This is a genomic window from Erwinia sp. S38 (assembly GCF_016624545.1).
Taxonomy (GTDB): Bacteria; Pseudomonadota; Gammaproteobacteria; order Enterobacterales; family Enterobacteriaceae; genus Erwinia; species Erwinia coffeiphila.
Window position 1 is genome coordinate 154,766 of the sequence record NZ_JACVTS010000003.1, and the last position, 21,255, is coordinate 176,020.

At 53.0% G+C, this 21,255-nt stretch carries 22 protein-coding genes, 1 pseudogene and 1 other annotated feature; of the genes and pseudogenes, 12 read left to right on the plus strand and 11 right to left on the minus strand.

The window, feature by feature from the left end; all coding sequences use genetic code 11:
* Positions 1-71 precede the first annotated feature (71 nt).
* From cho to IBT46_RS05065, 4 genes are all read right to left on the minus strand, one after another.
* Positions 72-959, minus strand: coding sequence for an excinuclease Cho (gene cho, locus IBT46_RS05050; protein ID WP_234479970.1), 888 nt, complete (start codon positions 957-959; stop codon positions 72-74).
* Between the two features lie 303 nt (positions 960-1,262).
* A complete protein-coding gene (nadE, locus tag IBT46_RS05055) occupies positions 1,263-2,090 on the minus strand; it encodes an ammonia-dependent NAD(+) synthetase (RefSeq protein WP_200544580.1) in 828 nt (275 codons plus the stop codon).
* Positions 2,091-2,213: 123 nt separating this feature from the next.
* Positions 2,214-3,404: a multidrug effflux MFS transporter gene (locus IBT46_RS05060; RefSeq protein WP_200544583.1), complete on the minus strand. Its 1,191-nt coding sequence runs from the start codon at positions 3,402-3,404 to the stop codon at positions 2,214-2,216.
* Positions 3,401-3,979: a TetR/AcrR family transcriptional regulator gene (locus IBT46_RS05065; protein ID WP_200544585.1), complete on the minus strand. Its 579-nt coding sequence runs from the start codon at positions 3,977-3,979 to the stop codon at positions 3,401-3,403. The genes IBT46_RS05060 and IBT46_RS05065 overlap by 4 nt, the downstream gene beginning before the upstream one ends.
* Before the next feature lie 204 nt (positions 3,980-4,183).
* Here IBT46_RS05065 and osmE point away from each other — a divergent pair, with 204 nt between their 5' ends.
* On the plus strand, positions 4,184-4,519 hold the full coding sequence (osmE, locus tag IBT46_RS05070) for an osmotically-inducible lipoprotein OsmE (protein ID WP_200544587.1): 336 nt from the start codon (positions 4,184-4,186) through the stop codon (positions 4,517-4,519).
* A 117-nt stretch (positions 4,520-4,636) separates the two neighbouring features.
* On the opposite strand, the gene IBT46_RS05075 is transcribed toward osmE, so the two are convergent.
* From IBT46_RS05075 to hxpB, 4 genes are all read right to left on the minus strand, one after another.
* Complete coding sequence (locus tag IBT46_RS05075; RefSeq protein WP_105595004.1) at positions 4,637-5,014, minus strand: DUF6515 family protein; 378 nt, start codon at positions 5,012-5,014, stop codon at positions 4,637-4,639.
* A 317-nt stretch (positions 5,015-5,331) separates the two neighbouring features.
* The gene (locus tag IBT46_RS05080) at positions 5,332-6,729 is read right to left on the minus strand and encodes an L-cystine transporter (RefSeq protein ID WP_200544589.1); all 1,398 of its coding nucleotides are present in this window, start codon (positions 6,727-6,729) and stop codon (positions 5,332-5,334) included.
* Positions 6,730-6,894: 165 nt separating this feature from the next.
* Positions 6,895-7,485 carry a metal-dependent hydrolase gene (locus IBT46_RS05085; RefSeq protein ID WP_200544592.1) on the minus strand — a complete coding sequence of 197 codons (591 nt, stop codon included), beginning with the start codon at positions 7,483-7,485 and terminating at the stop codon, positions 6,895-6,897.
* A gap of 183 nt (positions 7,486-7,668) precedes the next feature.
* Entirely contained in the window at positions 7,669-8,340 is a 672-nt protein-coding gene (gene hxpB / locus IBT46_RS05090) for a hexitol phosphatase HxpB (protein ID WP_200544594.1), read from the minus strand.
* Positions 8,341-8,523: 183 nt separating this feature from the next.
* Here hxpB and IBT46_RS05095 point away from each other — a divergent pair, with 183 nt between their 5' ends.
* Positions 8,524-9,063 carry a YniB family protein gene (locus tag IBT46_RS05095; protein ID WP_200544596.1) on the plus strand — a complete coding sequence of 180 codons (540 nt, stop codon included), beginning with the start codon at positions 8,524-8,526 and terminating at the stop codon, positions 9,061-9,063.
* 23 nt (positions 9,064-9,086) lie between these two features.
* Here IBT46_RS05095 and IBT46_RS05100 read toward each other — a convergent pair whose 3' ends face one another.
* Together IBT46_RS05100 and ghoS are read right to left on the minus strand one after the other, a co-directional pair.
* Positions 9,087-9,980, minus strand: coding sequence for a fructosamine kinase family protein (locus tag IBT46_RS05100; protein WP_200544598.1), 894 nt, complete (start codon positions 9,978-9,980; stop codon positions 9,087-9,089).
* A gap of 102 nt (positions 9,981-10,082) precedes the next feature.
* Entirely contained in the window at positions 10,083-10,376 is a 294-nt protein-coding gene (gene ghoS / locus IBT46_RS05105) for a type V toxin-antitoxin system endoribonuclease antitoxin GhoS (RefSeq protein ID WP_200544600.1), read from the minus strand.
* 529 nt (positions 10,377-10,905) lie between these two features.
* On the opposite strand from ghoS, the gene IBT46_RS05110 reads away from it, so the two are divergent.
* The 9 genes and pseudogenes from IBT46_RS05110 (at position 10,906) to ihfA (ending at position 19,145) form a co-directional block, all read left to right on the plus strand.
* Positions 10,906-11,661, plus strand: a complete 756-nt coding sequence (locus IBT46_RS05110) for a YdiY family protein (RefSeq protein WP_105594997.1) — start codon at positions 10,906-10,908, stop codon at positions 11,659-11,661.
* Between the two features lie 301 nt (positions 11,662-11,962).
* Positions 11,963-13,891: a threonine--tRNA ligase gene (thrS, locus tag IBT46_RS05115; RefSeq protein WP_200544602.1), complete on the plus strand. Its 1,929-nt coding sequence runs from the start codon at positions 11,963-11,965 to the stop codon at positions 13,889-13,891.
* A 3-nt stretch (positions 13,892-13,894) separates the two neighbouring features.
* Entirely contained in the window at positions 13,895-14,446 is a 552-nt protein-coding gene (gene infC / locus IBT46_RS05120) for a translation initiation factor IF-3 (RefSeq protein ID WP_072166329.1), read from the plus strand.
* Between the two features lie 92 nt (positions 14,447-14,538).
* Positions 14,539-14,736 (plus strand): 50S ribosomal protein L35, encoded by a 198-nt coding sequence (rpmI, locus tag IBT46_RS05125; protein ID WP_010275699.1) that lies wholly within the window; start codon positions 14,539-14,541, stop codon positions 14,734-14,736.
* A gap of 40 nt (positions 14,737-14,776) precedes the next feature.
* Positions 14,777-15,133: a 50S ribosomal protein L20 gene (rplT, locus tag IBT46_RS05130; RefSeq protein WP_105594995.1), complete on the plus strand. Its 357-nt coding sequence runs from the start codon at positions 14,777-14,779 to the stop codon at positions 15,131-15,133.
* A 118-nt stretch (positions 15,134-15,251) separates the two neighbouring features.
* Positions 15,252-15,376, plus strand: a sequence feature (Phe leader region).
* Positions 15,260-15,301: pseudogene (locus tag IBT46_RS05135) on the plus strand (hypothetical protein). Its footprint overlaps the feature before it by 42 nt.
* A 78-nt stretch (positions 15,377-15,454) precedes the next feature.
* Positions 15,455-16,438, plus strand: coding sequence for a phenylalanine--tRNA ligase subunit alpha (pheS, locus tag IBT46_RS05140; RefSeq protein ID WP_105594994.1), 984 nt, complete (start codon positions 15,455-15,457; stop codon positions 16,436-16,438).
* 15 nt (positions 16,439-16,453) lie between these two features.
* Positions 16,454-18,841 (plus strand): phenylalanine--tRNA ligase subunit beta, encoded by a 2,388-nt coding sequence (gene pheT / locus IBT46_RS05145; protein ID WP_200544604.1) that lies wholly within the window; start codon positions 16,454-16,456, stop codon positions 18,839-18,841.
* Positions 18,842-18,845: 4 nt separating this feature from the next.
* Positions 18,846-19,145 (plus strand): integration host factor subunit alpha, encoded by a 300-nt coding sequence (gene ihfA / locus IBT46_RS05150; RefSeq protein ID WP_017802142.1) that lies wholly within the window; start codon positions 18,846-18,848, stop codon positions 19,143-19,145.
* 51 nt (positions 19,146-19,196) lie between these two features.
* Here the strand turns inward: ihfA and IBT46_RS05155 are convergent, their stop codons facing one another.
* Positions 19,197-19,985: a DUF6216 family protein gene (locus tag IBT46_RS05155; RefSeq protein WP_234479971.1), complete on the minus strand. Its 789-nt coding sequence runs from the start codon at positions 19,983-19,985 to the stop codon at positions 19,197-19,199.
* A 254-nt stretch (positions 19,986-20,239) separates the two neighbouring features.
* On the opposite strand from IBT46_RS05155, the gene btuC reads away from it, so the two are divergent.
* Positions 20,240-21,220, plus strand: a complete 981-nt coding sequence (btuC, locus tag IBT46_RS05160; protein WP_200544606.1) for a vitamin B12 ABC transporter permease BtuC — start codon at positions 20,240-20,242, stop codon at positions 21,218-21,220.
* The last annotated feature ends 35 nt before the right edge of the window (positions 21,221-21,255 follow it).

The following is a 21,255-nucleotide window of genomic DNA, read 5'->3' on the forward strand; positions in this document are numbered from 1 at the left end:
AAACCGCCGGTGTTGCTCACCTCCGCCCTCAGGGCAGTGGGCAACACCGGCGGTTTTGTATGGTGATGAGTTCAGAGCGACACGATCGGCAGTTTGCCGGCCATTAGCGGTTTACTGAGGATCTTATAGCCGTCGCTGTCAAAACCCGGCAGTGTGGTGCAGAGCGATGTTGCTTCCGCGATATCGCTGACCGAGCCCAGATAAAGCCAGTTATTAATGATGTGGATTTGTTTTCGATCGGCACCTTCTTCAATCACGCCAACGGCTCCCTGCCACGGCCAGCACTGTACACGCACCGCTTCCAGAGCGGCTAAAAGCCGCTGCTGATGCGCTTCCACGCTCTCTTTACCGCAGCAGGCCCCGCCGCAGCGCCGCAGCGCCGAACGGAAACAGCCGCGACCGGCGGTCAGCGGTTCCATACCCAGCAATCCGTAGCAAAGCTGCTGCTCGTCGGCAATTTTCTGTAAATGCTGAAGAGCAGCACGGCGATTGGCATACAGACCGAACAGGTTTGGCGTGTGTGAGAAATCTACCTCTTTGGCGTAGACCACCTGCGGGCGCTGATTCACCAGCTGCAGCGCGCACAGCTGACGGTTTTTGCGCAGACGTTTGTTAAACAGCGGCTGCTGGATCTTAATCATCTGCGCTTCAAGCAGCAGCGCGCCCAGTTCGCCGGCAGTAGTAATAAAGCTGATACGCGTTGACTGACGCAGCATTTTTGCTTCATCGGCGGTACGCAGGTGCGACATCACCCGGCTGCGGATATTGACACTTTTGCCGATATAGAGCGGCAGGTTGTCACTTTCGCCATGAAAGGTATAGACGCCGGGAAGGTTGGGGAGATCGTCTATCCACGGGCGCAGATGCTCTGGATATTGATAAATTGCCGCCGCTTCAAACTCCAGACGGTGGCTGACGATTTTTTTGACCACTACGGACTCCAGTTGCTGGTTGTTCATACAGTATAGCGAAAATATCTATCAGCGGTTAGTTGTGGACAGTTGCGTGGGACCAAAGAACAGGGGAGACGACGTAGTAACAGGAATAAGGGAACCAGAAACAATACGTTGGAGGCAGGCTGTGGGTGGTTGGAAATCGGCAGGAGAAAGATCATCCAGCTGGCAATAAAAGTCGCCGCCAGCCAGATGATATGAAATGCCTGAGTAAACCAGCGGCTCGCGATGAGCCGCTTTATTATCGCATTGGGCGAGTGCCTGAACGGCTATCTTTAATACCGGGCCGTCACAGAGGCATTTACCGGCTTATTTTTTCCAGAAATCATCAAACACGGTAATCGGCGTACGGCGCTTGTGTTCGGTTTTCTGATACCAGCCTTCAATGATTTTCGCTGCGGCAGGATCGATAGTTTCACCTTCCAGGTAACGATCGATCAGCTCATAGGTAACCCCTAGAGCAACTTCATCCTGCAGGCCGGGGCGATTATCTTCCAGGTCTGCGGTCGGCTGCTTCAGATAGAGGTGTTCCGGGCAGCCCAGCGCTTTCAGCAACTGTTTTCCCTGTCCCTTATTCAGTCGGAAAATCGGGTTGATGTCGGTACCGCCGTCGCCATATTTGGTGAAGAAACCGGTCAGCGCCTCGGCCGCATGGTCTGTACCCACAACGACGCCCGCCGTCATGCCCGCGATGCTGTACTGGGCTTTCATGCGTTCACGCGCTTTTTCATTGCCGCGAATAAAATCAGACAGCGTAATACCGGCATCGCGCAGCGCCTGCTCGCTCGCCAGCACCGCCTGCTTGATATTCACCGTCAGGACGCGGTCCGGCTGGATAAAACCAATCGCATCCTGACAGTCCTGTTCATCCGCCTGCACGCCGTAGGGCAGACGTACGGCAATGAACTGATAGGCGGTGTCAGTGGTTTCTTCGCGCAGTTCGTTAATCGCGGTCTGGCACAGCTTTCCGGTGAGCGTTGAGTCCTGACCACCGCTGATGCCCAGCACCAGGGTTTTCAAAAACGGATACGTTTTCAGGTAGGACTTAAGAAAATCAACGCTGGTGCGAATTTCTGCATGTGCATCAATCACCGGTTTCACACCCAGTGCCGCAATAATGTCCTGTTGCAGAGCCATTTACCTCTCCTCAGATTCAGCGCCGACGGACGGCTGCCAGTAAAATTATGTCTGTTTAAGCTAACGCGCCCGGCGCGAAACAACAATCTTCATCCGCGATGTTTATCACCGACTGCTGACAAATCAGACTTTTTTCGGCTTTTGCGCCAGCAGCGTAAACATCACGATAGCCAGCATGTAGCAACCAAAGATGGTAGCCGCCATGGTCATCACTGACGTTCCACCTATACCGGTAACCGGCACGCTGATGCCGCCGAGGGTAAACATTGCCACGCCCAGCACCGCCGACGCGCTACCTGCCCGATGCCCCTGGCTTTGCATCGCCAGCGAGGAGGCGGTGACCGAAATCACCCCGTTGCTGGCCACGCTAAAGAACAGGGCAATCAATACGATCGGCAGCGCAGCGCCGCTGAGTCCGGCAAGCAATAGCGTACCTGACGAGATAAAGGCGAGTATCAATCCCCCTTTCAGCACCCTATATTCCCCCCACAACGGGCAGAGACGCGCGCTAACCTGAGAAGCAATAATCAGGCCGATACCGTTAGCCGCGAAGCAGAAGCTGAACGCCTGGGGTGAAAGATGATAAATCTCCTGCAGGACGAAGGGCGACGCACCGATGTAAGCAAACATCCCGGACATCATAAAGCCCTGGGTAAGGCAGAAGCCCATAAACGGACGATGGGTGACAACCTGACCCAACGCCGCCCAAGCGGAAAGTATGCTGCCCTGGCTACGGCGTTCAGGAGCCAGCGTTTCATGCAGCTTCAGCTTAGCCAGAATAAACAGCAGCACGGCGATAACCGCCAGCGCCATAAACAGCCCGCGCCAGTTAAGGAAGGTCATCAGCGCACCGCCCATCACCGGAGCGACAATCGGTGCAAGACCATTCACCAGCATCAGCAGGGCAAAAAAGCGCGTCAGCTCATGGCCGGTATACATATCGCGAGCAATGGCGCGCGACAGTACGGCACCACCTGCACCCGCCATTCCCTCGAACAGTCGCGCCAGCAGCAGCTGGTGAATATCCTGTGCGATTGCGCAGCCAACGGAAGCAATCAGCAGCAGGACCAGCGACAGCAGTAGCGGGCGAATGCGGCCGTATTTATCGCTGAGTGGGCCAAAGAACAGCTGGCCGAGACCCAGTCCAAGCAGACCCGCGGTGAGGCTTAACTGAGCGGTGGCTGTTGGGGTTTGTAAATCGCTGGCAAGTTCCGGCAGCGCCGGCAAATACAGGTCTATGCACAGCGGGCCGAGCGCTGCCAGAAGGCCGAGCGTGATGGCGTAGCCAAGACGGTTTGGAGATGCAGGTGTCATGAATCCTCTGAATGAAATAGCAGTTGGTGGATCTGTTGGTAGAGCGGGTAGAGCATTTCGGCTGACGCTTTCTGCGGCGTCAGGCGGCGATAAGCAGTGCCTTCAACCAGCACGGCAAGGACTTCCACACAGCTGCGGATTTTCTCGTTGCTAAAGCCGGGGTACTCTTGTTTAACGTTTTCGCAGGCCCGATCAAATATGCGGGTGTCGGCTTCCTGCATCATCAGTGCAACACGAGGATTGCGAGTTGCTTCTGCAGCAACCTCCAGCATTAACGCCTCATCATCTTCATTCAGCACATGACGCCAGGCCAGGAGCTGGGGTAGATGATGACTGCTACTGGTATCGATCATCTGCTCAATTCGCCGGTCGATAATGCGCTTTATCATCTCTTCGATAATCGCGTCTTTATTGGAAAAATAACGATAAATCTGCCCAACGCTGAGTTGGGCTTCCGATGCCAGGTGCGCCATGCTTGCAGCATGAAAGCCGTACTGACGAAAACAACGGCGTGCGGCGGTGATGATTTCATCCTGACGCAGGCGATGTCTGGCATCACGCGCTTCGTTATGCATGATGAAAAGCCCTCCGCGCCCGGGTATTTTTACCCGGTATTGCATATGAAACGGGTTAAAACTGGAATGTGAACGTTCATTCTCATTAATGGCAGTATAAAGCCAGCGTCGGCAGAAATGTAATAATTTCGCCAGTTAAAGTTGAAAATGCAGCACTTATATTCCAGGCTTATATCCACATGGACAATAAATGAGGAATAACATATGCGTAAATTAACGGGATTGATTGGTGCTGCTGTGACTCTGGCCGTTCTTTCTGGCTGTACCGCTTACGATCGTGCCGAAAGCTATGTCACCAAGCCCGTGGTACAGGATGTGAAAAAAGGCATGACCCGCCAGCAGGTCCGTGATATTGCGGGTCCTCCGTCTACGGAAATCACCATGGTGCACGCGCGTGGCACCTGTCAGACCTACGTTCTGGGTGAGCGAGACGGCAAACAGCAAACCTACTTTGTGAGCTACAGCGACACGGGGAAAGTGATGAACTACGGATTCCAGAGCTGTAAAGAATACGATACCGATCCGCAGGCCGGGCAGTAATCCCGCAAAGGGTTGAGTTAGTACAGCCTGGATCGCTAAAACGAACGGCAACGCTCAATATGCAGCGTTGCCGTTTTACTTTGCAGATAGCTATTCTTTTCTGCGCCTTGTGACCGGTCATAGCCCCGGTGGACGAGGAACTTCCAGGTACTCACCGTTGATATTGCGGCGGTAGTAGTGGCCGTCCTGAACGTAGTAGCGTTCACCGTTATAATCCAGCGCACGCATATCCGTCACCCGGTCAACGGGGCGATCAACCACCACATAGGTATTGTCGTTTTGCCGCTGATAGTAGTTACCGTTAAGCACATAGTAGGTCAGCCCGCCGATCAGTACCGCTGCTGCCGCATCAGGCAGAAACGATAGCCTTCCTGGCCCGCCGCCGCCGTGCCAGCCAGGGCCAGGCCCCGGTGGGCCCCAGCCTCCTGGATGGGCGGATGCCAGCGCGGGTGCCAGCAGGGATAAGGCGAGCAGGGTGGTCATCACCTTTTTCATAAGCAGTTCTCCAGATTCTTTGCGCTAGCATCGCCCCAGGCGTAGTGAAATACAAGCGACTCCCGGTCGCTATTAGCGGCTGCTTACAGCGCTTAACGCTTCCTTAACCTGAGGGCCACGATCGGGGGCGAATATGGGCAAGGCCAGCGACATTTTGCGGGAGCCGACGGCAAGGCTGCTGGAGAATGAGATTGCTGGCGAGGGAATCAACGCGTTCGTAAAAGAGCTGAGGTTGAATGAGCGGGGAGCGTAACAGAGAGTACGGCTGCTTAACCCGATGCCCATCAAGGCACCGGGTTAAAGCGAACAGCTAGCGATCAGCGCTGAGCGAGCTCGGCGTCGTTTTCCGCATCGGTGTTCAGAATCTGCTTGTCGGTCTGCTTAAGCCACTGGCTGGTCAGCGTGCCGGCAGTCATTGAACCGTTGACGTTAAGCGCGGTGCGGCCCATGTCAATTAGCGGCTCGATGGAGATCAGCAGGGCCACCAGTGTGACAGGCAGGCCCATGGCTGGCAGCACGATCAGCGCAGCGAACGTTGCACCGCCGCCCACGCCTGCAACGCCCGCAGAGCTCAGGGTAACGATACCGACCAGAGTGACGATCCATACCGGGTCAAACGGGTTAATGCCGATAGTTGGCGCGACCATGACCGCAAGCATTGCCGGGTAGAGACCGGCACAGCCATTCTGACCGATGGTGGCACCGAATGACGCCGCAAAGCTGGCGATGGATTCCGGCACGCCAAGGCGACGGGTCTGTGCTTCTACGCTCAGTGGAATAGTTGCAGCGCTGGAACGGCTGGTAAAGGCGAAGGTAATTACCGGCCACACTTTGCGGAAGAAACGCAGTGGGTTCACGCCGTTTACCGACAGCAGCAGAGCGTGCACTGCAAACATGATTGCCAGTCCAAGGTATGACGCCAGCACAAAGCTACCCAGCTTGATAATGTCAGCGACATTCGAGGTCGCTACCACTTTGGTCATCAGTGCCATGACGCCGTAAGGAGTCAGCTTCATAATCAGGCGTACCAGCTTCATCACCCAGGACTGCAGGGTATCGATGGCTTTCAGCGCGCGCTGGCCTTTCTCTGCATCATCCTTCAGTAACTGCAGCGCCGCTACCCCGAGGAAGGCGGCAAAAATCACCACGCTGATAATCGACGTTGGATTCGCGCCGGTCAGGTCCGCAAACGGGTTTTTAGGGATAAAGGAAAGCAGCAGCTGCGGGGCGCTCAGATCGGCAACTTTACCCACGTAGTTGTTCTGAATCGCCGTCAGGCGCGCGGTTTCCTGTACGCCCTGCACCAGGCCGCTGGCGTTCAGCCCGAACAGCCAGGTGACCAGCACGCCAACCGCCGCTGAAATCGCGGTAGTAAACAGCAGCACGCCAATAGTCAGTACACTAATTTTACCCAACGATGACGCGTTGTGCAGGCGAGCAACGGCGCTGAGGATCGAGGCGAAAACCAGCGGCATAATGATCATCTGCAGCAGCTGGACATAACCGTTACCGACGAGATTGAACCAGCTGACGGATTGTTTAATCACGTCACTGTTTTCACCATAAATGGTGTGCAGCACCAGGCCAAACAGCACGCCAACCACCAGGCCTGCGAGGACCTTTTTCGACAGGCTCCAGCCGCGGCGGCCGGTTTTTGCCAGCAGCAATAACAGGGCGACGAAGGCCACCAGGTTAATAATGAGCGGGAAATTCATTAAGGCATTCTCCAAAAGTGACGGCGCGAAAGCGCCGCCGTAGCGGTCGACAGTTAATTTCTGTCGCGCAGCAAGTAGGTCAGTGGCGAAATGGTAACAGTTTGGAATGGTGCAGGTTTATATCCAAAAGGAATTATTTATAACTTTTTGGTGTTATTTGCTTAATTATCGCTCTGGTTGCGCATTAATTATTCTGCTGATGCTGTTTTGTACGGTATTCATTACGGAACTGGTCCATCCGCCCGCACCAAAATGCTGCATGCCGGGTGGGAAGAACATTGCGTAGCCGACCAGCGCCAGGCATAACATGCGTTCCAGCTGATTGCCTTTCTGGCTATTGAGCAGCGGAAGCCGAAAACGCCATCGGCATGGCCAAAGCAGCGGCACACCCGCCGGGGTGAGCATATCGGCAACAATATGGCTGAGATAGCCCAGCACCATTCCCTGGAACGCATCGGCGGGAATAATCCAGCCCGAGGGGAGTTTCATCTGTAACAGCGCTACGCCACCGGCCACGGCCAGCAGGCTGTGGGTAAACCCCCGATGGCCAAAAGCGCGGGCAATCGGCTGCGACAGCCATTTAAGCCGCTGACCGAGCAGCGATTTTGGGTGATCGATATCGGGTAGCAGGCAGGTCAGCAGCGTGGCCGGAATAATGTGCCACCAGTCCGCGCTGGCCAGAACCGGAGTCAGTTCGGCGCGCTTGGCAAAAATTGCACTGGCAATGGCGAAAATAAGATGGCCTTCGGCCGTCATGGGAAGTACCTGGCTGCATAGCTGTCAATGCATCCAGTATAGGGAATATATACAGTAGAATAAATATGTGACGCTGTAACGAAAGATAAATATTTTAGCCCGGATTAACATTTAAGCAACGAAAGGTGAAAACAACATCGCTGCGTTAGCTTTCCGGGCGATAAAAGTGAATCAGTTGACCTTTTAGCGGCCGAGTAAATGCTGGCCGGTCAGCTCGGTCAACGACGTGAGCTTAACGTCCGCCAGCGCCCAGCGCGGATCGGCAGCGTACTCTGCATCAGGTACGACAATGGATCGCATACGCGCGGCTTTGGTAGCAACCATACCGTTGAAGGAATCCTCGAGCGTGACGCAGTTAAGCGGATCAACGCCCAGACGTGCTGCTGCATCAAGGTAAACCTGTGGGTGCGGTTTGCTGTAGGGCAGGGATTCAGCAGAGGCGAGGATCTCAAAGTAACTGCGGATGTTAAACATCTCCAGTACCCGCTCAAGCATAAACAGTGGAGAGGCGGAGGCCAAAGCAATCTTTAACCCTGAACGCTGACAAAGCTGCAGCGCGCTTTCTACGCCGGGCAGCAACGGTCGTGTTTCTTCCACAAGACCGAGCGCACGGTCGATAATTCGTTTTGTCACTTCCTGCTGCGTTGGACCGCTCCACGGCAGCGTTTCGTACCACATGCGTACCACCTGATCGATGCGTAAGCCCAGGGTGTCGGGCAACTCTTCACGGCGGCTCAAATCGATGTCAAGCGTGCTGAAAATATCCAGTTCAGCCTGTTCCCAGAGTGGTTCGGAGTCGATCAGCAGGCCATCCATATCAAAAATGGCGGCAACGACGGGGCGGTGATAGGACATTTTGTGGCTCCATTAAACGGTTTATGTCATTTTAACATGAACATGGCATCGACCAAAAATCGCCGCAGGCCGTGACATGAAGTGAACGCAGGCATAAAGCCGCCCCGCGGGCAGCATTTAGCAGGCACTTTTCTTTCAGTACAGGTAGACTGTCGGCGAAATATCATATGGACGGGAGAAAGCATGACTTATCAACGGGCTGGCCAGATCGCAATCGTCAAGCGTATCGCGGGCTGGATTATCTTTATTCCTGCACTGCTATCCACGCTGATTTCGCTGATGGGTTTTGTGGAAAAAAGCCAGGAACAGCGGGACGGCATTAACGCGGTAATGCAGGATTTTACCCATGTGATGATCGATATGATCCGCTTTAACACCGGTTTTTTGCACAGCTTCTGGACGAATTCTCCGGTGCCGAACTTTAACGGCGGCAGCAATCTTCTGTTTTGGGCGATCTACATACTGATCTTCGTCGGGCTGGCATTGCAGGCTTCCGGCGCGCGTATGTGGCGCCAGTCGCGACATCTGCGCGAAGGGATTGAAGACCGTATGATTCTGGAGCAGGCAAGAGGGGATGAAGGCCTGAGCCGCCAGCAGCTGGAAGAGAAAATCGTGGTGCCACGGCACACCATTTTCCTGCAGTTTTTCCCGCTCTATATTTTGCCGCTGATCGTTGCCGTGGCCGGGTATTTTGTGCTGAAACTGCTCGGTTTTATTGTCTGATCGCAGCGCGCGCAGTCTGGCATTCAGGCCAGATGCGCGCGCTTCCTACCTGATTCATCCTCGTCCAACAGCGCAACAACTGCACGCTGCGCCTCACCCAACCAGCTACCGCCAAAGACATTTGCCCTGTTAAGCAGATAGTAAAGCTGATAAACAGGCTGTCGTTGAAGATAGTCGTCCGGAAGCGGCCATATCGACTGGTAGCCAGCCAAAATCTCTGCGGGAAGATCGGGATACCAGGCCAGCATTGCCAGGTCGCACTCCCTGTCGCCCCAGTAGCAGGCGGGGTCGAAGATCCACGGCCCGCTGCTGCTGCCTGCACAGTTGGCCGGCCACAAATCACCGTGAAGCAAGGACGGTTGCGGATGATGCGATGCCAGAATGCTCTGCGCGCAGCGAGTGATTAATTCGATGTCGCCGTACTGAATCCCTTTTTCCGCCGCCAGCTGCAGCTGCCAGCCGATACGCTGTTCCGCAAAGAACAGTGACCAGCGGCGAAGCCAGCTGTTGGGCTGCGGTGAGGTAGTGATATTGTTATCGAAATCGAGGCCAAACTGCGGCTGCTCGCTCCACTGATGCAGACGCGCCAGCTGTTCACCGAGCGTGCGGGCGGTAGAGGCATTCAACGGGCAGGGCTGGATATATTCCAATAGAAGGAAGCTGGCATCACGGACGCTGCCGACGCCGTAGACTTTCGGTACGCGCACGGTACCGCTACGGGCCAGCAGCTGGAGCTGATCGGCTTCCCACGTGAACAAGTCCAGCATCTCTCGCTGATTGCACTTAACGAACACCTGCTGTTCGCCGTAATGCAGAAGCCAGGCTGGATGGACGTCCCCGCCCGGTAGCTCCGTACGGTGGGTGATTTCTCCCGGACCAAGCTGTTCATTCAACAAACGACTGATGGCTGACCACATAGGAAGCTCCTCTTTTGTACGCCGTGAACAGGGTTACCGTATCGCTTAAAGGATAACCAGTCTGCGCGTGAATGCACGTTAATCGTACATTTTTACAAAAACTTAGCTTTGATCCTGCTTATTAAATGATTCCAAAGTCCGGACTTCGACCTCCGGTTGTTTTCCCAGAACCAGTTCACCAATACTTTGCGCCTGCTCCCTGAGTTCTTCGAGAGACAGGGCACTGACGATACCGAAATTGTTGGTGCCCAGTTCATGTGGGTGTCCATCAGAATCGTTGAGAGTGGTCGAAAATCCGGCATTTGCCATGGTGCTGTTAAGCTCAAGCAGGTTAGAAAGCCCGGTTTCATGGTAGCGGAAGGTCACAACAAATTGGGTTACGGGAGAAGAAGTCATAGCTTACCTCGTTGTCTGAAAACTCATTTCATCATAGGACATGACCAGACCATGAAGGATGATCGGGTGATGGCTTGTGGAGAAAATTTATTAACATCCCCAGGAGCGTATTGATAGCATCAGGGCAGGGTGCCGCACGTGTTGCAAATTTTGTTTGGTATTGATCCCAGCACGAAGAGTGATTAACTGATGATTTTCTATTCATTTGATGCAGCCTGACTCAGTCAGGAAAAGTGGAGTGCAAGGTAATCCCTGATTAATATTTTGTTACATTACTGCTTTTTCTAAGGGCTGTTTCTGGCCTGGCTAGAGATATTTCTTATTTACAGGCTGATGTTTTCCCGCTAAATACCCTCTATAATGCGCGCCGTTAATGAGATTGTTCTCATTCATAGAGTAGATTTGTCATGATGCTTGTGAAAAAGAGTGATTTAACAAATTGTTACGTTTATTACCGTAAATTGCGTTGATCGTCCTTCAAAAGGCTTCAGACTTAATCTTTTCAAAACTGCCGTACGGGTCACATTAAATGAAAGCGCTTAGTAAACTGTCTGTCGTTCTGCTGCTCTCCGGGGGAGCACTGTGTCAACAAGCCCTGGCTGATAACAACGTATTTACGGTTATGGATGACCCGAGCACTGCGAAGAAACCATTTGAAGGGAATGCTGCGGCGGGCTATCTGGCTCAGAGCGGCAATACCAAAAGCTCATCGGCAACGGCCAATACCAATATGACCTGGTATCAGCCAAGCACCGCCTATAGCCTGTGGGGAAATGCGAGCAACACCTCCTCTAATGATGAGCGCTCTTCCGAAACCTACCAGGTGGGTGGACGTACACGTTATAACATGAACAGTGCGGACTACCTGTTCGGTCAGGCCAGCTGGCTAAGTGACCGTTTTAACGGCTACGACGGACGTTCCATTCTGGCCGCCGGTTATGGTCGCCAGCTGCTGAATGGTCCGGTGCACTCTCTGCGTGTGGAAGCCGGTCCTGGCGTGCGTTATGACGACTTCCATGAAGGCGGCCATGAAACTCAGGCCCTGGCCTATGGCGCATTCAGCTACCAGTGGCAGCTGACCGACAGCACCAAATTCATTCAGGGTGTGTCCGTGCTGGGTAGCGACGATACTACCGTCAACTCTGAAACCGGCCTGCAGGTAGCCATCAACGATCACTTCGCGCTGAAATTGGCTTACAACGTGACCTGGAATCAGAATCCACCAGAGTCCGCGCCGGAAAGAACCGACACCAAAACGTCAGTATTACTTTCCTACGCAATGTAATGCTCAACGGGCCGATAATTCGGCCCGTTATTCTTTTGGCACACAGTCAGATCTCTGGCAACGCTTAATTCCCCTGCCGCAATTTAATCCCGTACCGTGCAATTACCCGACATGACGTGTAAGATACTACACCTTCAAAGGTTTCTCTGAATTTGAGTCACTTTTGAGTCTGTGTACCAAACCGTGTACCAAACCGGCAAATGTGAGCGGGTTTTAAGTACTAAGGGTCTGGTTTATAAAGTAAAACCAATGTTTGTATGTAGCCTTGCGTATGGGTTACCACTGCAATTAAGGATGTTACATGCCAGTTATTACTCTTCCTGATGGAAGTAAGCGTTCGTTTGACCACGCGGTAAGCGTGATGGATATTGCCCTGGATATCGGTCCTGGCCTGGCGAAAGCCTGTATTGCCGGACGGGTAAATGGTGAACTGGTGGATGCGGTTGATCCGATCACCGAAGATGCCAATGTGGCCATCATCACCGCTAAAGATGAAGCCGGTCTGGAAATTATTCGCCACTCCTGCGCTCACCTGTTAGGTCATGCGATCAAGCAACTGTGGCCTGATACGAAAATGGCTATCGGTCCGGTGATCGACAACGGATTCTACTATGACGTAGACCTCGATCGTACCCTGACGCAGGAAGATATCGAACAGCTGGAAAAGCGTATGCATCAGCTGGCCGAAACGAATTACGACGTCGTCAAGAAGAAGGTCAGCTGGCAGGAAGCGCGTGACGCCTTTGCTGCACGTGGGGAAACCTACAAAATGACCATTCTTGATGAGAACATCAGCCATGACGATCGTCCTGGGCTGTATCATCACGAAGAATATGTCGATATGTGCCGTGGTCCGCACGTACCGAATATGCGTTTCTGCCATCACTTTAAGCTGCAGAAAATCTCTGGTGCCTACTGGCGCGGCGACAGCAATAATAAAATGCTGCAGCGTATCTACGGTACCGCATGGGCCGACAAGAAACAGCTCGCCGCGTATCTGCTGCGTCTGGAAGAAGCGGCAAAACGTGACCACCGCAAAATTGGCAAGCAGCTCGACCTGTATCATATGCAGGAAGAAGCGCCGGGTATGGTGTTCTGGCACAACGACGGCTGGACTATCTTCCGCGAGCTGGAAGTGTTTGTGCGTACCAAGCTGAAAGAGTACGACTACCAGGAAGTGAAAGGTCCGTTCATGATGGACCGCGTGCTGTGGGAAAAAACCGGCCACTGGGAAAACTACAAAGAAGCCATGTTCACCACCTCTTCGGAGAACCGTGAATACTGCATTAAGCCAATGAACTGCCCGGGACACGTGCAGATTTTCAACCAGGGGCTGAAATCGTATCGCGATCTGCCGCTGCGTATGGCTGAATTTGGTAGCTGTCACCGTAATGAGCCGTCAGGCGCGCTGCACGGCCTGATGCGCGTACGTGGCTTTACTCAGGACGACGCCCATATCTTCTGTACGGAAGAGCAGGTACGTGATGAGGTGAACAGCTGCATCAAGATGGTGTACGACATGTACAGCACCTTTGGTTTTGAAAAGATCGTGGTGAAACTCTCCACGCGTCCGGAAAAGCGTATCGGTAGTGACGACCTGTGGGATCGCTCCGAGGCCGATCTGGCCGCCGCGCTGAAAGAGAACGAGATTCCGTTCGAATATCAGCCGGGTGAAGGCGCTTTCTACGGTCCTAAAATTGAATTTACCCTGCATGACTGCCTGGACCGTGCCTGGCAGTGCGGCACAGTACAGCTCGACTTCTCTCTGCCGGGCCGTCTGAATGCCTCTTACATAGGTGAAAGTAATGAACGTCAGGTGCCGGTAATGATTCACCGTGCTATCCTGGGGTCCATGGAGCGCTTTATCGGGATTTTGACCGAAGAATATGCCGGCTTCTTCCCGACATGGCTTGCTCCGGTACAAGTTGTGGTAATGAATATTACCGATGGTCAGTCCGAATATGTTGCAGAATTGACTCGAAAATTGCAAAATGCGGGCATTCGTGCAAAAGCGGACTTGAGAAACGAGAAGATTGGCTTTAAAATTCGCGAACATACTTTACGTCGTGTCCCGTATATGTTGGTCTGTGGTGATAAAGAGGTGGAATCTGGCAAAGTGGCCGTTCGCACCCGCCGCGGTAAAGACCTGGGCAGCATGGACGTAAACGAAGTGATAGCGAAGCTGCAGAATGAAATTCGCAGCCGCAATCTTCATCAATTGGAGGAATAAAGTATTAAAGGCGGAAAACGAGTTCAACCGGCGCGTCCTAATCGCATTAACAGAGAAATTCGCGCCACTGAGGTTCGTCTGACAGGCGTCGATGGCGAACAGATTGGTATTGTCAGTCTGAATGAAGCTTTAGAAAAAGCTGAAGAAGCAGGCGTTGATCTCGTAGAGATCAGCCCTAACGCCGAGCCGCCCGTTTGCCGTATTATGGATTACGGCAAGTTCCTTTATGAAAAAAGCAAATCTTCTAAGGAACAGAAGAAAAAGCAAAAAGTTATCCAGGTTAAGGAAATTAAATTCCGTCCTGGTACCGATGATGGCGACTATCAGGTAAAACTACGCAACCTGATTCGCTTTCTGGAAGATGGCGATAAAGCTAAAATCACACTGCGGTTCCGTGGTCGTGAAATGGCGCACCAGCAGATCGGTATGGAAGTGCTTAACCGCGTCCGTAAAGATCTGTGTGAAGATATTGATCTGGCAATTGTCGAATCCTTCCCTACGAAGATCGAAGGTCGCCAGATGATTATGGTGCTCGCTCCCAAGAAGAAACAGTAGGCCCTAAAGTAATCTTGCCGTGCGTTTCGGCGTGCGGCGTGATTCGCCTGTCTGGTTCATTTTATTAACAATGCGAAGTGGATATTTTTTAAATGCCAAAGATTAAAACTGTACGTGGCGCGGCCAAGCGCTTCAAGAAGACCGCTTCTGGCGGCTTCAAGCGTAAACACGCTAACCTGCGTCATATTCTGACTAAAAAATCTACTAAGCGTAAACGCCACCTGCGTCCGAAAGGTCTGGTGTCTAAAGGCGATCTGGGTCTGGTTATTGCCTGCCTGCCGTACGCATAAGTATTTTTTTAAACTTTCAGAATATTAACAGGAGAGCTAAATGGCTCGTGTAAAACGTGGTGTAGTTGCTCGCGCACGTCACAAAAAAATCTTAAAACAAGCTAAAGGTTACTACGGAGCACGTTCACGTGTTTACCGCGTTGCCTTCCAGGCAGTTATCAAAGCTGGTCAGTATGCTTACCGCGACCGTCGTCAGCGTAAGCGTCAGTTCCGTCAGCTGTGGATCGCGCGTATCAACGCAGCAGCCCGCACTAACGGTATTTCTTACAGCCGCTTCATCAATGGCCTGAAAAAGGCTTCTATTGAGATCGACCGTAAGATTCTGGCTGACATCGCCGTATTCGACAAAGCAGTATTCTCTGCTCTGGTAGAAAAAGCGAAAGCAGCTCTGGCGTAAGCCAGATTTGAAGAGGGGAGCCTGTCTCCCCTTTTTTATTGCTTGTAACCTAAGCAAAAGATTGACTTTTCTGCCTCCGGGCATTTCAATAGAACGGTTTCCGCAAGCAACCAGGTAACATTAAGCATGAACGCTAATTTTCGTTTCTTTTTTTACTTTAGCACCTGATTCTCGGGGGCTTTTGCGCAAAGAAAAGAAACGAAAAATCGCGCTAAAAGCCTCCCCCGTGGAGGCTTTTTTCGTTTCTACACTGAATACATAACGATGTTATCGTAAAGACTAAAAACAGACCGGCCACGGTGGCTGGAAGAAGAGGAAAGCATGTCACATCTCGCAGATCTGGTGGCGCAAGCGAAAGCCGCCATCAATGATGCTCAGGATGTCGCCGCGTTAGATAACGTTCGCGTCGAATACCTGGGGAAAAAAGGGCTTCTTACCCTGCAGATGACTACCCTGCGTGAACTGCCAGCGGAAGATCGCCCGGCAGCCGGTGCGGTAATCAATGAAGCTAAACAGCAGGTGCAGGATGCGCTTAATGCGCAAAAGAACGTGCTGGAATCTGCGGAGATGAACGCCCGTCTGGCCCAGGAAACTATTGATGTGTCCCTGCCAGGTCGTCGTATTGAAAATGGCGGTCTGCATCCGGTTACTCGTACCATCGATCGTATTGAAACCTTCTTCGGCGAACTGGGCTTCTCGGTAGAAACCGGACCGGAGATCGAAGACGACTATCATAACTTTGATGCGCTGAATATTCCTGGCCATCACCCGGCGCGCGCGGACCACGATACATTCTGGTTTGATGCCAAGCGCCTGCTGCGTACTCAGACTTCCGGCGTGCAGATCCGCACCATGGAAACCCAGCAGCCGCCGATTCGCGTGATTGTTCCGGGCCGCGTTTATCGTAATGACTACGATCAGACCCACACCCCAATGTTCCATCAGATGGAAGGTCTGATCGTTGATAAAAACATCAGCTTCACCAATCTGAAAGGCACGCTGCACGATTTCCTGAATAATTTCTTCGAAGCCGATCTGCAGGTTCGTTTCCGTCCTTCCTACTTCCCGTTCACTGAACCTTCGGCGGAAGTGGATGTGATGGGTAAAAACGGCAAATGGCTGGAAGTGCTTGGCTGCGGCATGGTGCACCCGAACGTATTGCGTAATGTCGGTATCGATCCGGAAGTGTATTCCGGCTTTGCCTTCGGTATGGGTATGGAGCGTCTGACCATGCTGCGCTATGGCGTTAACGATCTGCGCGCCTTCTTCGAAAATGATTTACGTTTCCTCAAACAGTTTAAATAAGGGCGGGTAAAACCAATGAAATTCAGTGAACTCTGGTTACGTGAATGGGTCAATCCGGCCATTGACGGTGAAGCCCTGTCCGATCAAATTACCATGGCCGGTCTGGAAGTTGACGGCGTCGATGCTGTTGCCGGTGCTTTCAATGGCGTGGTGGTGGGTGAGGTGGTTGAATGCGGCCAGCACCCTAACGCGGATAAACTGCGTGTCACCAAAATCAACGTAGGCGGCGATCGCCTGCTGGATATTGTCTGCGGTGCGCCAAACTGCCGTCAGGGCCTGAAAGTGGCCGTTGCCACCGTCGGTGCCGTACTGCCAGGCGATTTCAAAATCAAGGCTGCCAAACTGCGCGGCGAGCCGTCTGAAGGGATGCTGTGTTCCTTCTCAGAACTGGGTATTTCCGACGATCACCAGGGCATCATTGAACTACCGCTGGATGCGCCCGTCGGCACCGATATCCGCGAATACCTCAAGCTGGACGATAGCACCATTGAGATCAGCGTGACGCCAAACCGCGCCGACTGCCTGGGCATTATCGGCGTAGCGCGCGACGTGGCGGTGCTGAACAAACTGCCGCTGGCTGAGCCGGAAATTTTGCCGGTAGCGGCAACACTGACCGATACTTTCCCGATTAGCGTGTCTGCGCCGGAAGCCTGCCCGCGCTATGTGGGCCGTGTCGTTAAAGGCGTTAACGTCAAAGCAGCCACCCCGCTGTGGATGAAAGAGAAGCTGCGTCGCTGCGGCATCCGTTCTATCGATCCGGTAGTGGATATCACCAACTTTGTGCTGCTGGAACTCGGTCAGCCGATGCACGCCTTCGATCTGGATCGCATCAATGGTGAAATCATTGTGCGTCTGGCAGAACAGGGCGAAAAACTGACTCTGCTTGACGGCAGTGAAGCCACGCTGAACAGCGATACGCTGGTGATTGCCGATGCCAAACAGGCGCTGGCGATGGCCGGTATCTTTGGTGGCGATCACTCAGGCGTTAACGAAGAGACGCAGAATGTGCTGTTGGAGTCCGCTTTCTTCAGCCCGCTGTCAATTACCGGCCGCGCGCGCCGTCACGGCCTGCACACCGATGCTTCTCACCGCTACGAGCGCGGCGTTGACCCTGCGCTGCAGCACAAAGCCATTGAACGCGCTACGCGCCTGCTGCTGGATATCTGCGGTGGTGAAGCCGGTCCTCTGATCGATGTCACCAGTGAACAGCACCTGCCGAAACGCGCCACTATCACCCTGCGTCGTGAGAAGCTGGATCGCCTGATTGGCCATGTGATCTCCGATGCGGACGTTACCGATTTCCTGACCCGTCTGGGCTGCGAAGTGACCGTCGGTAACGGCGAGTGGCAGGCGAAGGCACCGAGCTGGCGTTTCGATATGGAGATTGAAGAAGATCTCGTTGAAGAAGTCGCCCGCATTTACGGCTACAACAATATTCCTCACGTTCCGATCCAGGCATCTCTGGAGATGACCAAACACCGCGAAGCGGATCTGTCTCTGAAACGCGTCAAATCTCTGTTGGTCGATAAAGGCTATCAGGAAGCGATCACCTACAGCTTCGTTGACCCGAAAATTCAGGCGCTGCTGCATCCGGGTGAAGAGAGCCTGCTGTTGCCGAGCCCGATTTCCGTAGAAATGTCGGCGATGCGTCTGTCATTATGGAGCGGACTGCTCGGAGCTGTGGTGTATAACCAAAATCGCCAGCAGTCTCGTGTGCGTCTGTTCGAAAGTGGCCTGCGCTTTGTTCCTGATACACAGGCAAACCTGGGTATCCGTCAGGAGGTTATGCTGTCTGGCGTGATCGCTGGTAATCGTAATGAAGAGCATTGGGATCTGGCGCGTCAGGCCGTTGACTTCTATGATTTGAAAGGTGATTTAGAGTCTCTGCTGGAATTAACCGGCAAGCTCGATGAGATCCAGTTCGTAGCAGAAGCTAATCCGGCGTTGCATCCGGGGCAGAGCGCAGCAATTTATTTACGCGGCGAAGCCATCGGATTCATCGGTGTGGTACACCCGGAACTTGAGCGAAAACTGGATCTTAACGGTCGTACGGTGGTGTTCGAACTGCTGTGGGATAAGGTCGCAGACCGCGTCCTGCCTGATGTCAGCGGTATTTCGCGCTTCCCGGCAAACCGCCGTGATATTGCCGTTGTCGTGGCCGAAAACGTCCCTGCAGCAGATATCATCACAGAGTGTAAGAAAGTTGGCGTAAATCAGGTAGTTGGCGTAAACTTGTTTGACGTGTACCGTGGTAAGGGCGTAGATGATGGTTTTAAGAGCCTCGCTATCAGCCTGATTTTGCAAGATACCAGCCGGACACTCGAAGAAGAGGAGATTGCCGCTACCGTTGCAAGATGTGTAGAGGCACTGAAAGAGCGATTCCAAGCATCCTTGAGGGATTGAACCTATGGCGCTTACAAAAGCTGAAATGTCTGAATATCTGTTTGAGAAGCTTGGGCTTAGCAAACGGGATGCCAAAGAGCTGGTAGAACTGTTTTTTGAAGAAGTGCGTCGTGCTTTGGAGAACGGTGAGCAGGTTAAGCTGTCAGGATTTGGCAACTTCGACCTTCGCGACAAGAATCAACGTCCGGGACGTAACCCAAAAACCGGGGAAGACATCCCGATTACGGCCCGTCGGGTAGTGACTTTCCGCCCTGGTCAGAAGTTGAAGAGCCGGGTAGAAAACGCTTCACCGAAAGAAGACTGATATTCGCAATTCAAAAAGGCCGCGCAAGCGGCCTTTTTCATGTCATTTATGTTATTCAATTTCTTGATAAATGGCATAAACACCCGTCGCAGAAAAATCCCCATGGGCGCAGTAAATGGCCTTCTTTTGTTCCATAAGAATAAATTTTCTGACTTTTTTCGTGTAGTAAATGGTGAAGATAAACCCCAGGAGAAGCCACAAAATGACCGCTAAGGTAAACGGAATCATTGACGTGACGAAGAGCTTTTCCTTGTTAAATTTAGCGATCGCATTTTCCAGATGAGACTGGCCCTCGGCTGTTGTCAGCAGCGTGCATAAGTCTTGTAGGTTCCTGGCGCTGATTAACCCCTGGCTTTCTGTTGCGGATAACGTGTTCTGCCGGCACTCCTCCACCGTTACAGACCAGCTGGAAGGCAGGAAGGTCGTGGCTTCCGACGCTTTCTTTGCGGATATGTAGAAGGGTTTTCCGGATTCTTTCCAGATCAATAGCGTTGAGTCTGGTGGGGTTCTCAATGTCTGAACCAGAGCGGGAATCAGAAACCAGGACGCCAGCAACAAAATAATGAAAAAGACAAACGTAATGACTTTCTCAGGTTTGCCGATTGTGGGGAGTTTCTTTAATGGAATTGAGATGATAAAGAAATTCAGCATGAATGCCGGGACGCCACCCTTTTTCAAAATTTCACTGTGTCCTTTTTTATAGGTGAAAATTCTGTTGGCAATCTTAATCGTTGGTTTGATGAGCAAGGCCAGAATGGTGATTAAAGCAACCGTCGTTCCTAACGGGGCATTGGTGAATTCAGCGTTGACCATATTAAGTGAGGGGGTGATATTCTGCATTTCTGCACCTTAATCTGCTGTTCTGTAAGCCAATTATTATCACCTCTGATAGCGTTGATAAAGCCCAGGAAAATAACTACCAGGGCTCGATTCCCCGATTTATCACTGCAACTTCTGCTGCCAAACGGCGCGAACACGGGGGTTGATAGTACCGTTACAGAGTGAATAACACATCTGCCGCTTCCAGAGGACGCTTCCATTTTTCAGATTTCCCTCTAAAATTAACTCTCTGTTTTCACTCCAAAACGTCGCTTATGACCCTGCTTAACCAACAGATTACGCGTGCAAAACGGCGGTCAGGAATATGGCTGAGCGCGCTGGCGATATTTTGCCTGGTCCTGCTGCTGCTCAGCCTGTGTGTTGGCGATCGCTGGGTGCCACCGACGCGCTGGTTAACGGCTGATGCCGAACTGTTCGTCTGGCAGCTGCGCCTGCCGCGCACGCTGGCGGTATTGCTGGTAGGGGCTTCGCTGGCAGTCGCGGGCGCGACGATGCAGGCGCTGTTTAACAATCCGCTATCGGAACCTGGCCTGCTGGGTGTCTCCGCCGGGGCGGGCGTCGGTCTGGTGCTGGCGGTATTTGCAGGAAACGGCGACCCGTGGGTGATGAGCGTCAGCGCTATTGCAGGAGCCCTGTTTATCACACTGTTGCTGCTGCGTTTTGCCCGCAGGCATCTTTCCGGCAGCCGCCTGCTGCTGGCCGGGGTGGCGCTGGGGATCGTTTGTAGCGCGATCATGACCTGGGCGGTCTATTTCAGCAGCAGCCTCGATCTGCGTCAGCTAATGTACTGGATGATGGGCGGTTTCGGTGGTATCGGCTGGAACGAACGCTGGCTTATGCTGGCGCTGCTGCCGGTGTTACTCTGGCTGACGACTCGCTCAACGGCCCTGAATCTGCTGGCGCTGGGTGAAACGTCAGCTCGTCAGCTGGGGCTACCGCTGGTTCTGTGGCGCAATCTTTTGGTGCTGGCGATTGGCTGGCTGGTGGGCGTTAGCGTTGCGCTGGCCGGAGCGATAGGCTTTATTGGCCTGGTGATCCCGCATATTTTGCGCCTGAACGGTCTTAGCGATCATCGGACGCTTTTACCCGGCTGTGCCCTTGCCGGCGCGGGTGTGTTACTGGCCGCTGATATTATTGCCCGCGTGGCGTTGAATTCCGCCGAGCTTCCGGTAGGCGTGGTGACCGCCACGCTGGGTGCACCGATCTTTATCTGGTTATTATTGAGCAACCGCTAGCCGCTAAAACGGCTATCCATCCACGTTAAACAGGA

Bases quoted from the DNA above. Each gene is read 5' to 3' on its own strand.
- cho (WP_234479970.1), bottom strand. From the start codon at position 959: ATGAACAACCAGCAACTGGAGTCCGTAGTGGTCAAAAAAATCGTCAGC.
- nadE (WP_200544580.1), bottom strand. From the start codon at position 2,090: ATGGCTCTGCAACAGGACATTATTGCGGCACTGGGTGTGAAACCGGTG.
- IBT46_RS05060 (WP_200544583.1), bottom strand. From the start codon at position 3,404: ATGACACCTGCATCTCCAAACCGTCTTGGCTACGCCATCACGCTCGGC.
- IBT46_RS05065 (WP_200544585.1), bottom strand. From the start codon at position 3,979: ATGCATAACGAAGCGCGTGATGCCAGACATCGCCTGCGTCAGGATGAA.
- osmE (WP_200544587.1), top strand. From the start codon at position 4,184: ATGCGTAAATTAACGGGATTGATTGGTGCTGCTGTGACTCTGGCCGTT.
- IBT46_RS05075 (WP_105595004.1), bottom strand. From the start codon at position 5,014: ATGAAAAAGGTGATGACCACCCTGCTCGCCTTATCCCTGCTGGCACCC.
- IBT46_RS05080 (WP_200544589.1), bottom strand. From the start codon at position 6,729: ATGAATTTCCCGCTCATTATTAACCTGGTGGCCTTCGTCGCCCTGTTA.
- IBT46_RS05085 (WP_200544592.1), bottom strand. From the start codon at position 7,485: ATGACGGCCGAAGGCCATCTTATTTTCGCCATTGCCAGTGCAATTTTT.
- hxpB (WP_200544594.1), bottom strand. From the start codon at position 8,340: ATGTCCTATCACCGCCCCGTCGTTGCCGCCATTTTTGATATGGATGGC.
- IBT46_RS05095 (WP_200544596.1), top strand. From the start codon at position 8,524: ATGACTTATCAACGGGCTGGCCAGATCGCAATCGTCAAGCGTATCGCG.
- IBT46_RS05100 (WP_200544598.1), bottom strand. From the start codon at position 9,980: ATGTGGTCAGCCATCAGTCGTTTGTTGAATGAACAGCTTGGTCCGGGA.
- ghoS (WP_200544600.1), bottom strand. From the start codon at position 10,376: ATGACTTCTTCTCCCGTAACCCAATTTGTTGTGACCTTCCGCTACCAT.
- IBT46_RS05110 (WP_105594997.1), top strand. From the start codon at position 10,906: ATGAAAGCGCTTAGTAAACTGTCTGTCGTTCTGCTGCTCTCCGGGGGA.
- thrS (WP_200544602.1), top strand. From the start codon at position 11,963: ATGCCAGTTATTACTCTTCCTGATGGAAGTAAGCGTTCGTTTGACCAC.
- rpmI (WP_010275699.1), top strand. From the start codon at position 14,539: ATGCCAAAGATTAAAACTGTACGTGGCGCGGCCAAGCGCTTCAAGAAG.
- rplT (WP_105594995.1), top strand. From the start codon at position 14,777: ATGGCTCGTGTAAAACGTGGTGTAGTTGCTCGCGCACGTCACAAAAAA.
- pheS (WP_105594994.1), top strand. From the start codon at position 15,455: ATGTCACATCTCGCAGATCTGGTGGCGCAAGCGAAAGCCGCCATCAAT.
- pheT (WP_200544604.1), top strand. From the start codon at position 16,454: ATGAAATTCAGTGAACTCTGGTTACGTGAATGGGTCAATCCGGCCATT.
- ihfA (WP_017802142.1), top strand. From the start codon at position 18,846: ATGGCGCTTACAAAAGCTGAAATGTCTGAATATCTGTTTGAGAAGCTT.
- IBT46_RS05155 (WP_234479971.1), bottom strand. From the start codon at position 19,985: ATGCAGAATATCACCCCCTCACTTAATATGGTCAACGCTGAATTCACC.
- btuC (WP_200544606.1), top strand. From the start codon at position 20,240: ATGACCCTGCTTAACCAACAGATTACGCGTGCAAAACGGCGGTCAGGA.